Raw genomic sequence first — 11,743 nt, 5'->3', positions numbered from 1 at the left:
TCCATAGCGCTCACCCTAACGGGCCAGCGAAGCTGTTCTAATGTGTTCCCGACACATTAGTAGGGTTTGTTATCAGCACTCTTGACAACCAAGGATGGCGGGAATTCAGTTTATGCATAATGACATGGATGTCATATAATAGAGCAATGCAGGCGCTATTGCCGAGGAGCATTTAACTACCACCCCAGTCACTTATTAATATAACCGCCCAACAGCGCTGTTATATCAATTAAAGTGGCTACCGCAAGTTTCACAGCAGTAAACTTGCCCAGGGGCTTCATTACTTGACGGCCGTGCCCTTGGGGTATAAAAACCCTTCGTTTTGGGTATATCTAAAGGCACTTCTAAAAATCACAATGAATCATATCAATATTTTTGGAAGCACCCTCAAGTCAACCAACAAAAAGTATATATAATATGCATTACACAGAACAATAAAATTCATGAATCGCAGAATTGACTTCCATATTTAATTATAACATCCTCATCAATTCTGTTTAGATTTTTACATACTGGTACCTGAAACCATTGTAACTTCGTTAAGTCATGACCGGATGAGTCGAGAGATAACTTTACATCACTAACACCTTGTTGGTGAAGCGCAGCAATAATTGCATTTTTATATATTTTTTTGTCAAAATCATATTGTTTAACAATATATTCCTTCAAAGCAACCAAAATATTATTCGTTATTTCCTTAATACCTATCGAGTCCAGTGATATATAAACATCAGCTTTTATACTATAATATACAGGTTCAAAACGATTAACAGCTATACAGTCAGTTAGAGGTCGAATATCTTCTCGATATAAGTGTTCTCTTACCTTTTCTAGAATATCACCCATTTCTGAGGTTAAAAATTCTGATTCCGTTAGCAAACCATCATCTTTTTCTAGTAACAATCTAACATCGACGATACCTTCAGCATGCTTGCCTACATTAACATTTTTAATCTGTTTGCAGTCTTTATTTAATGAGAGAGCATGCATTCTATAGGCTTCAATGGATCCTGCAGTATTATGCTCATTAAATACTTGTTTGATTCTTGCCTTTAAATCATCATCAGTTTCATCCTTCTTATCTTCTAGACCATATAACTGGGCCAGTCGTTTTAAATGGTGACCATAAGCCTGGCTTATCCAGCAGTTTTTAATAGATTCACGGATCTTTTGTTGCATATAAAGTTCATGATAGGCAATAATTTCAACGAGTTTCTTTATGGGATCACTTTCAGGAAGCTCTTTAACACTTACATCAGGAAGATAATGTTGAAGACAGTGTTCGATATCATCAAGAATATCTTCATAATCAATTGATTTTAAAAACGTCTCAAGATCAGCTGAATACAATTCTTTTCGAGGTACTGACATCTTTTTATTCACTCTATTCAAACTTGATATGCGGTAACAGATGAAATAAATCCACTATGACTGACTTGATGATTAACTGTTTTAATAAACCATTTTCCATTAATTTCTGGATGCACAAACTGAATCATAAGAATCATTTCAGGCTGTAACATAGGATTACCAACAACAGTTAAAGATAGTTCTCGGTCTTTTCTCTCTTTTCTATCAGCCATCCCTTGAGCTGCATATTTTGCATCTGCTTTATTCGGATAGATATAGTCAAGCCTCAAAGTATCCTTACTTTTTGGATCGGATATAACTTCAACCTTTTGTTGTTCTCCTATTTCATGGTCATGCCAATAGGCTATAACCTTTTTGTATGTTGATCTAATCGTGATTGAAATATTCCAGTTTATAATATCTTCCGCAGTCACGAATGCTGGAACCAGAGGAATTCCAGATGCACTAACCGCTTTCCCAGGTAAAAACATTAACAAAACATCAGAACCAGAATTGGTTATTGTTGGTTTTACAAATACATCGTATCGTTTTGCAATTCGCGAAAGAAATGAAATATCTGACTCATTAACTTGATTAAGTTGTGATTCTTCAACGCTAATAGTTGAAAGGCTAGCATGGGCTACACAACGGGCTTGATTTTTAGCCGCAATTTTCTTACCAATTGCAACAAGATTATTAACTCCCCACGTTCTAGATGCTTCATTTTTAAACAATTTGGGTGTTGCTGAAACACTTAGCGTATTACCGCTGTTAGCGCCTTGCAACTGCCAATGGTTAACTCTGAAACGACCGACCCCCTGTAGTTTTGTTTTATAGCCAAGCCATACAGCTATTTCGTCATGATTTCCTGGTAAGTCAAGATATTTTCCTGTAGGACTGGCTCCCGCATCAAACACAAGCGACAGCTGATCACTCTGATCTCCTGAATACAGTTGAACCGAAATACTGATTAATCGTTTATGAAATGAGCTAGATAATCCTTTTTCTGATATTTGTACTTTATAATTGGGTGACCAGTTTTTTAACATTTATGATTAATCCCACAACTGAATCATATTTTGTTCTTGCACAGCCTCTTCTTGATCAAAAAGCTTTATTTTGATGCCTGCCGGCAAGCGAACGCCGTAGTTAACTAACTCTCTGTTTTCATTCAGCACTTTTTCAGTAATACCTTTAAGTTCTAAAAGGTCTTGATTAAAAAGCAAATTATGACTGATCTGATTTAGGTCTGCTTGTGTTAAGGAAGGATCAACAGCAAGAGCAGTTTGTTGATATTGTTTATGTTGACCATAGTGATTCCAACATATTTGATCTAGTATATCTCCCTCAACGGTCATATAGTATGTAGGCATTTTATGTCCTCATCACGCTGTTTTTACTGGATCATAACGTTGTAATGATAGTTGAAAGTCAATCTTTCTAGGCACACCACCGAAGATAAATTCAATATCAGTTTGCTGTACATCTTCTAAAATCCAAAATCCTAGTGGCAACCCGGTTGAGCCTGAAATATTAATAAGTGGCAATGGAATTCCTAAACTAGCCATGGCCCTTAACATTGACATTTGTTTTAGTTTCAAAGGGGCGGACGTATTTGATAAATTTGGTTGATATTCAGATAGTAATGTATATATAAAGCCCGAAAGCTGCAAACTATCTTTACCTGGCCCCATATAATGTAATGTAGCCCCCCCCAAACCCAAATGCTTTTTTAATGGATGATTCAGCGTATCGTGCGATGCCCAGTGGTACTGAGTTGAACGTTGCAATTTATCGTATATTGCAGAGTCAATGTAGAATTTAAACGTTCCTAATGTCATCATAACATTAGACATATGTATCACCCTAATAAAATAAATAAGGTTCAGTTTGGATTGTGCATTGATTTTTATTTAATTTAGTATGATTCTTAAAAAGAAATATTAACTCATCTCTAAGACTTAATATTTGCTTACTTTGGGTATTAATAATATTTAACACATTTTGCTCTGACCGATTATCATTAAACTCCTTATTATTATTATTAGCAATAGTTGTTTTAATTAGATTTAAAATACTATTTTTGTCATGCTTGTCGTTATGCACGTAATTAATTTGAGAATTTTCAATTTTCGACTTTTTATTAGTATATAATTGCAACTTACTTACAATCGATTCACTCCCAATACGTATAAAGCGATTCTTTTTTTCATAATAATTAAATCTATTCTTATCATTATGGCTCATAGAGTGATGTATCGCTTCAGATATCAAACCACTCAAATACTGTCTCACTTTTCTTTTACTAAAAACTCCTAAACCATCCTTGTTATTGAAAAAATTCTTTCGAAACTCATTCATATTGCGACAATCTTTTTGATATTGATTTTTTTTAGTTTTACCAAAATTATAGTTTTTATTGAAATTTGTATCCACACAGCGAGACACGATAAGTTTGAACTTAGATATTGAAAACATATTTTTTTTTGGTTCGTCCGGTGATAGCATCAAGTTTCGAAGGTCTCTGCGTATAAAATTGCTATACTTCAAGCCTCTTTTTTTTTCGCCCGAAATTTTACTCAAGGCCTCTGCATACTCATACTTATACCTAGATAATTTTGAGTCAATCCTTTTTAAATGCTTATCAAAACATTTAATACTAAAATATCTAGCGAAGCCTAACTTCGTCAACTTTATTTTCTTTACTGCATTCTTATAAAGTACCTCATTAATTTTATATATTCCATACTCTAGTTTAACGCCATGCTTAGCAATAATCTCAAACAGGGGTTTACTATTTACCCGACGACTATTGCGTTGACGCTTAAAAAACAGATTTAAAACAGCAATTCTTTCTAAGCTAGTTTTGAGTAAGTGTAAAAACGTACCTCCTCTCTTATTAATGTTATCAAATTTACTATTCACTAGTTTAACTATTTTTACTTTACTTAAGACTTCTTTATTCCAGGCACTTGATTTTAATGCACCTCCATTAAACCACCGATTAGTTTTACTTAAAACGAATGATTTAAGCTTATGAAAAATCAATGCAGGCATAGTTACACTATTTCGAACACCTCCATATACAGCTCTATATAAATTGATTATATTTTTTTTGCTTATCGAAGATAAATTTTTATGCTTGCGCACTTTATACGAGGTTAACAACAATTCAAATATGCTGTATTTATATTTTAATCTAACCTTTGGCAATAATATAGTACGCCATAATTTTTTATATCGTGATTTTTCTCTTATTTGATTGAGTATATTTTTATTAACTATCGACAAAAGATAGATTTTTGACTGACTTTTCATCCATCCCCCTCTAATTCTCGTAAGACTTTGGGTAAAGTTTCTAGCCAGCTAATAAATTCAGCTTCTTCCAGCTCTTTGATTTCAGCCAACCCCCATCCTAATTTTATCGAAAGCAGCAATACTGCCTCTTTAATTTGTTCAATGGTTAAGACAAAAAATCAGAAAGGGTGTCCTGTAAACTAATATAATCAGAAAGATCTAGTTCTTCTAAATACTTTGGCGGCATTTCCGCTAAGTTAGCAATTAAGTTCATTTCTTTATCTGCATCAGTACCAGCGCTATTCTCTGATATAATTCTATCTCTTACTTTTGGTCTGCGTAAATGTATTTCACTGATTAATTGCCCATCTACAGTGATTGGGTAAGCTAATTTAATGATTGACATAATGACCTCCAAGAAAGTGGAAATTGCCTAAATAGAGCTATCTTAAAAAAACCTTCGTAATTAACACATCAACTACGAAGGTTAGAAATAATTATATATCTTTTATATTATACGCCAATTGCAGCACGCATTTTAGATAATTGATCGGCACCATTTATTTCTCTAACCATATTGACTACGTCGATATTTACTAGAGGTGTACCTTTAATACTTAATGTGTATTTACGTAAGGCAATGGACACTTTTAATGGTGCTTTTTCACCTGCTTTCCAGTTACCAAAATCCAGTTCACGCCATGCTCCTTCTAGTGAAACAACAACAGGATCAACACCATCTTCACCGTCTAGTCCTCCTTTAAGTGTCAGTGCTACTTGTGCTTCTGAGCCCATAGCAAGACCAAATTTCTTAATTACAGCAGGATTATATTCTGCTAGTGTAAAGTCACACTCAAGTTTATTCATCCCCATTTCAAGTTCTACGGGAACATCCATTCCTCCTGCACGGTACTCATCTGTTTTCAGCGTAAGCTTCGGGAGGTTTATTTCTTCAACAATTCCAGCGTAACCTACACCATCAACAATAAGATTAAAATTCTTTAATACCTTAGGAATCATGCAAACACCTCTTTCAAGTAGTTATCAACCATTTGACTGCGGAAGCTGATATGCTCAGCTGGATAGGGTGGCGTAAAATCAAAGTCAAAATAAACTTTTCCATCCATAATTTGATCTGGTGTATTGAGCTCAGGATCAGCCCAGCATTTTCCGTCTATAATCGCCCCCATTGCTTTTAGTGAGCGTAAATAACGATTAACACTTTCAACCACAGATTCAACGTAATTTCTTGTAATATTACGATCAACTGCCCATAAGTGTGCTCTCAAAAGAGAATCATTAATTAAATCAGCAGTACGTCTTACACTGATGTATTTCCATTTTGGATCTAATGAACAACTTCGGTTACCCCAAAGCCTAAAGCCATTCTGTCGAATGATCGTTGCAACATTATTTTCATTCAACAAGTTTGCACGAGCATTAGAATCGCCAAGCGTAAAATCAATAGCTCTATCTGTTCCTAAAATACCGTAAACAGGTCGGTTAGATGGACTCCACCAAAAACCACGCTCATTATCTGACTTAGCAATTATGCCAGCAACGCGTGGAGATGAAGGTTGAATAAGCGCTTCATCATTTGCAGCGCCAGGTACTTTAACATTAGGATCTACTAAATAAAGACGTGCACTTCCTTGCAATGCTGCATAAGCTTTAGCGTCTTCATCATTTGTGCTGGGACCATCTGCAACAACAATAGCCCGCAACCGATCTGCAATAGAGACTAAATCACTACTGACATCATCTGAATGAAATCCTTGTTTATCTGCACTAAGTTTGCCAGTAAATCCGGGGGCTAATAAAATACGTGGTGTCGCATAAACTGTGCTTTCAGCTCCCAGCAAGGCTTGAATCCCTGTATCTGAACCTTTTCCCCTAATATCATTACTTTCGGCTTTAGTTGGATCTGGATATTTATAGCTGATTAATACTTTGTCCTCTTTTTTAATCCCTTGAGAAGGAACTTGTATTACGACCCCTTTATCTTCATCTACATCATAATCAGTGTTATCCGTGTAAACCTTTGAACCATCAATTTTCTTTAGAACTACATCAGAAACATAATCATGATCTAATTCAACTTCATACCGGACGAAGCTTACTTTCACCTGAGCGTTACTCATTAATGATCCATTGCCATCTTTTAGCTTGAGAATGGTATTACCACTTGCAGGTGAATTTTCTGTGGCAGGTGTTGTAGAAGTGATTTCATAGGCTTTACCTTCTACATAAGTGATTTTTTCATCAACTGACTTAACCACAATATTAGAAAGGTGCTTATATCCCAAATCCAATGAATCTCCGTTAAAAGTAAAATCACTTAATTTGTATTCTACTTTTTTAAACTGATAGGGCATTGCAGCCGCTGACTTTCTCATAGTATCTGAATTCACCTTTGATCGATCAAAGGCATTTACGACCACTACCATAGCACCTGCTTGATCAAAAATAGCATCAAGAAAATCTGGTATCGTATTATCACCTGTTGGTTTACCAAATATTTTGACCGCTTCTTTTCGAGAGCCAGCAATCAATACAGGTTTATTAATGGGGCCTTTTGCTGCTGCCCCCACTAAACCGATAACAGATGATTTTACCGTACTGATAGGACGTGGGCCACCATCAAGTTCAAGCACTTCTACACCGTGCAAAAATGCCATAGTGTCTCCTTATATTTAATGATTAAATATTTAAACAGCTTTCAAGCTTCAGCCACTAAATCAATCGCACTAATTGACTTGTAAACAATTAACTCAGAGTCATATGAAAAGCAATTTAGATAGGTTAAATTATTGATTCTTACGATTTAATTTAGTTTATTAAGATAATTTAAAGCGCATGATATTTATCATGTCATGTTTAATTATTGCGAAAACAAATAGATATCTTTGATAACAAATGATAACTCTGTATCAGCTAAGGTACCTTCTATTACTATATCTACTCCTCCTGGCTCATTTTCAGTTTTATTATTTACCTGTACATTTCTGATTCTAATTCTATGTTCAAGTAAGCTTAATGCTTCAATAACAGCTGAGTGTATATTAGCAATCAAATAATGGTTAGTTGGATTATCAATAATAGACATTAACCTTGACCCATAATTTCTTCGCATAACACGACTTCCGATCAATGTTGTTAATATATCTCTTATTGATTGCTCAATGTGATCTACACCATCGATTAACTCTCCTGTTTTTGCATTCATTCCTAACATAAAATTACCCACATATTATTTTCTTACATCAACTCCCTTATTATTTATTTTCATTTTTGTTCCTGCATCTATATGCACTTCGTTTGCCTTTAATGATATTTTATTATCTGCATATATAGCTATATCACCTTTCCTGAAGTTAACAACTAATTTTGTTTTTGTACTTTTAGTATGACTAATGACTAGTTCTTGACTATTAGCTTTGATGGAAAGCTGATCAGTTTTATCTTCACCAATCAGCAAATTAACTAACCCTTTACTATTTTTGGCATCAGCCTCAATCTTCAAACGAGGATTAACTGCCTCAGGTTTGTTTTTTAAAAAAAATGTAAAAATATGATTTTTTTTATCGTAATGCAACTCACTGCCATCATGATAGCACCTAATGTGTTTATTACATAAATTTTTTTCATTAGGCATTGATTTAATTTCAGCAACTTCTTTTTTATACGATTCCTCTTCTTTAAATTGTAATGAATTACCACGATATAAAGCACCAATAATTAATCCTAGCCCTATATTTCCATTAGGTGCAACTATAACGACTTGTTCATTAATTTCAGGCATCCATAGTTCGGCATCACATCCTGCTCTAGATGAAGTCCAACCTAACCAGTTTCTAATTTTTGCATCATCATCATCATTAATCCCAAATTGCACAAGAACTGTTGGTCGATCTGTTGGTTTAGGTGGGTCATTCTTTTTTCTATCTGATTTTCTTGTACCAACAACCTTACCAATTAAAATTTGACTATTAAGTTGTTTTTCATGCTCACTTAATTTTTTTCTAAGTTGAAGCTCTTTTTGATTTTTATTTATGGGTGTAGGTGCATATTCTGACACGTTGATATATCTCCTGTTGCAATCTCAGTATCTTATGACTCCAATGGTAAATTTGATGGATAGTTGACTGAAATATTATTTTTCATCTCACCAAATGAATTCTGAGAAAAAACGAGAATATGTGTTGCTAAATATGGCTTATTGCCTAATTGGGATAATTCAATTGTTAGCTTTTTCCCTTCTTTTTCTTTCTTCATAATAACAGGTTGTTCAGGAATTTTTATACTTTCATCAAGCCCCCAATACAGTGCATAGTGTGTAATTGTACTTTCGTCAATAGCAGGCTCTATCAATAATTGTTTGTTTTCGATAGACACAGATTTTGCAGTGTGTTTTGGTGGTTTTGTTATACTATCCTTTTGACTTTCCATAGTATTGTAAACATATACAGGTGGAAAGTGTGGGTCAGGTTTGTACAAATCATCGCCAACACGAATCGATTGTTCCCATGTGATCGTTCTTAATGATAAACCAGTCACTGGGTTAACTTCACCACCGTATAAATCAGAAGCTCTTGCAAGAACTGACACACTAGTACGCCAACTTGATGTATCTGATTTATACCCGTTTGATAGTCCATGCAGGTCCTGACTCACAACATTGACTGCGGGATGAACAAAAGGTAAGCCCCAACGGTTACTTGATATCAGTATCGATAATTGTGATATTAAATCACACATGGTTTTTTCTCGAACTAGTGAATCTACTTTATCGACGACAATGATATAGGCAACTAACCTTACCACAATATCAGTCTCTCCAGAAGGTACTGACATCGTATCACCAATACCTTCATGTGCTAAATAAAATCCAGGTGTCTTTTCGTGTAAATCTTCTACACTTGTTGTTTCAATATATCCTGGTAATATTTTTGATTGTATAAAACTTATTTCATTATGACTATCTATTGCTTCTATAATCGTATCTAATAGCAATCTTATTTTATTATTTATCATTTACAAATCCAGAATGAGTTATAAAGCAGTAATATTTTTCCATCAACATCACCAGTCAACGTAAAGTGATGGCGAAATAGATTTTTCTACTTTTGCAAACTCAAACTGCGCTGCTTTTAAAATATGTTTCATACCAATAGACTCATTGGATAAAGCAGCATTAAAAGATGCAGTTAATGCAGTGCTTCTGATCATCCCACCCGAAAAGGGAAGTCTGGATAGTTTTTTATAGTCTACTAAATCTAAAGGAGTTTTATCAGGAAATATATTTCTCCAAATAGCTTCCCTTTCTGATAGCTGCGGAAATGGGAACTCAATAATAAAGTTTAATCTTCGCTCAAATGCACTATCGACTGATTGCCGTAAATTTGTTGTTAATATACAAATTCCTGTATAACTTTCCATTCGTTGTAACAGGTAACTAACTCCCGTATTAGCATACTTGTCTTGGCTACGCTCTACTCTTGTTCGTTTTCCAAATAGTGAATCTGCCTCATCAAATAGTAAAATCGAACTACTTTTTTCTGCAGCAGAAAAAAGCATCTCAAGTTTTTTTTCCGTTTCACCAATGTACTTGTCAACAATATTATTAATATTAATATGATACAAATCAAGACCAGTTTCTGCAGCAATAATTTGAGCTGCATAGCTTTTTCCTGTCCCACTCGATCCATAAAATAGCGCACTTGTACAAGGTGAGTTCTTCGATTCAGCAAAACCCCATTTATGAAATACTGTTGCACGATTATTAATTTGACCAATAAACATATAAAGTAATTCTTTCTGTTTTTCTGGAAGAACTACAGATGACAACCTCATATCGTTTATACGTTTTAGCTCACAACTTTCTGGCGTTTTAATTTGAGCCACATTTCCAACACTAACTCTACAGTGGTCGCGGCATAGATTTTGAAGCTCTTCTTCTGGCTTATTTAAAAAATCATCATTACTTTTTGATATGCTTATCGATCTAACCAGCATATCTACTAAATGACTAATCTCACTAAAGTTTAAATCATACTGAAAACCTAGCTTAGTTATTATTGTATCTGCCAGCTTAATATCGACGGTATTTAGCACTTCACGCCAATATCTGATTTGTTCATTTTTAGTAGGAAAATTAATAGTATACTTTTTAAGTCCTAAAGACCTGCTAATTTCATTTACAAAATCATAAGACTTCAAAACTGCAATACAAACTGTTGACTCAACATTTGATAAAAAATTTATTAAGCACTCCTTCTCTTTTAAATCCAGAGTTGACAATAATGACAAATCAAGAAAATACTGTATTTTATGCAGTCTACTTTCTCGATTTAGCACATCGAAAAGATATTTTTCTTTTTGTAGTTTATCGATTAGCTTTAGAGCATCTAAATTAACCAGTGATAAACCCACCTCTTTAAAAGCATGTTGCGCTATACGATACTTTTCATCAGTATTAACACCTTCCATTACTAACAGTGCATGATCAAAATTCAAGCTATTAATATTTAGAGCGATATCATCTGCAATTTTTTTATGACTTACTGGTAGAATATGAAATTGATTCTTACCACTAATATGTGCTGAATTAGTTATTTCATGCAAATCAATTATATTTTTTTGAGGATTTATAACAAATTGAGCAATACTATCAGATAATACAAGTTCAGATTTCGAGTCAAAGCAATACCCATTTGAATTATAAAACAAGCGATATTTCAATGCATCTGAATCGTTTGAAATCGATACCAATTCAGAAATATCCAAAATACTAGAAACCACTTCTAAAGAATTTGACCTCAAAAACTTTTGTTCTTTTAATTTTTTTATCGACACCACAGTTTTACATAATTCTTTAAAAGCATCACTTTTTTGATAAATTAGTAAGTACCCCATAATTCTAATTATATCATTTGATAGATCGAACCTTTCTTTTAATACATTTACTTCCGTTAAATCATTGATTACTCGATCATAACTATCAATAAGTATACTTGGCACTTCACCATCTTTTTGGAAGATATATACTATAGAGTATAAAATTTTTTCGAGTGACTGTAGTATAGTTGATTTCATT

At 34.0% G+C, this 11,743-nt stretch carries 12 protein-coding genes; all 12 read right to left on the bottom strand.

What is annotated here, in order from left to right:
* Positions 1-441: 441 nt before the first annotated feature.
* Positions 442-1,371, bottom strand: coding sequence for a baseplate J/gp47 family protein (locus tag KHS79_RS15875; protein WP_212720237.1), 930 nt, complete (start codon positions 1,369-1,371; stop codon positions 442-444).
* A gap of 17 nt (positions 1,372-1,388) precedes the next feature.
* On the bottom strand, positions 1,389-2,399 hold the full coding sequence (locus KHS79_RS15870) for a phage late control D family protein (protein WP_212720235.1): 1,011 nt from the start codon (positions 2,397-2,399) through the stop codon (positions 1,389-1,391).
* 6 nt (positions 2,400-2,405) lie between these two features.
* Positions 2,406-2,723 (bottom strand): tail protein X, encoded by a 318-nt coding sequence (locus KHS79_RS15865; RefSeq protein WP_212720233.1) that lies wholly within the window; start codon positions 2,721-2,723, stop codon positions 2,406-2,408.
* Between the two features lie 12 nt (positions 2,724-2,735).
* The gene (locus KHS79_RS15860; protein ID WP_212720231.1) at positions 2,736-3,206 is read right to left on the bottom strand and encodes a phage tail protein; all 471 of its coding nucleotides are present in this window, start codon (positions 3,204-3,206) and stop codon (positions 2,736-2,738) included.
* A gap of 10 nt (positions 3,207-3,216) precedes the next feature.
* Complete coding sequence (locus KHS79_RS15855; RefSeq protein ID WP_212720230.1) at positions 3,217-4,668, bottom strand: hypothetical protein; 1,452 nt, start codon at positions 4,666-4,668, stop codon at positions 3,217-3,219.
* A 145-nt stretch (positions 4,669-4,813) separates the two neighbouring features.
* Positions 4,814-5,053 (bottom strand): phage tail assembly protein, encoded by a 240-nt coding sequence (locus tag KHS79_RS15850; protein WP_212720229.1) that lies wholly within the window; start codon positions 5,051-5,053, stop codon positions 4,814-4,816.
* A gap of 107 nt (positions 5,054-5,160) precedes the next feature.
* The gene (locus tag KHS79_RS15845; protein WP_212720228.1) at positions 5,161-5,667 is read right to left on the bottom strand and encodes a phage major tail tube protein; all 507 of its coding nucleotides are present in this window, start codon (positions 5,665-5,667) and stop codon (positions 5,161-5,163) included.
* Positions 5,664-7,325, bottom strand: a complete 1,662-nt coding sequence (locus KHS79_RS15840) for a phage tail sheath family protein (RefSeq protein ID WP_212720227.1) — start codon at positions 7,323-7,325, stop codon at positions 5,664-5,666. Before KHS79_RS15840 ends, KHS79_RS15845 begins: the two co-directional genes overlap by 4 nt.
* Positions 7,326-7,528: 203 nt before the next feature.
* Positions 7,529-7,882: a GPW/gp25 family protein gene (locus KHS79_RS15835; RefSeq protein ID WP_212720226.1), complete on the bottom strand. Its 354-nt coding sequence runs from the start codon at positions 7,880-7,882 to the stop codon at positions 7,529-7,531.
* 15 nt (positions 7,883-7,897) lie between these two features.
* Entirely contained in the window at positions 7,898-8,725 is an 828-nt protein-coding gene (locus KHS79_RS15830; protein ID WP_212720225.1) for a phage baseplate assembly protein V, read from the bottom strand.
* A 32-nt stretch (positions 8,726-8,757) separates the two neighbouring features.
* Positions 8,758-9,681 carry a hypothetical protein gene (locus KHS79_RS15825; protein ID WP_212720224.1) on the bottom strand — a complete coding sequence of 308 codons (924 nt, stop codon included), beginning with the start codon at positions 9,679-9,681 and terminating at the stop codon, positions 8,758-8,760.
* 48 nt (positions 9,682-9,729) lie between these two features.
* Complete coding sequence (locus KHS79_RS15820; protein WP_212720223.1) at positions 9,730-11,742, bottom strand: ATP-binding protein; 2,013 nt, start codon at positions 11,740-11,742, stop codon at positions 9,730-9,732.
* Between the last annotated feature and the right edge of the window lies 1 nt (position 11,743).

Origin of the sequence: Zooshikella ganghwensis, from assembly GCF_018263875.1 — a bacterium.
GTDB lineage: Bacteria > Pseudomonadota > Gammaproteobacteria > Pseudomonadales > Zooshikellaceae > Zooshikella > Zooshikella ganghwensis.
Note: the sequence above shows the minus strand (reverse complement) of the source record. Positions and strands in the feature narration are given on the sequence as shown.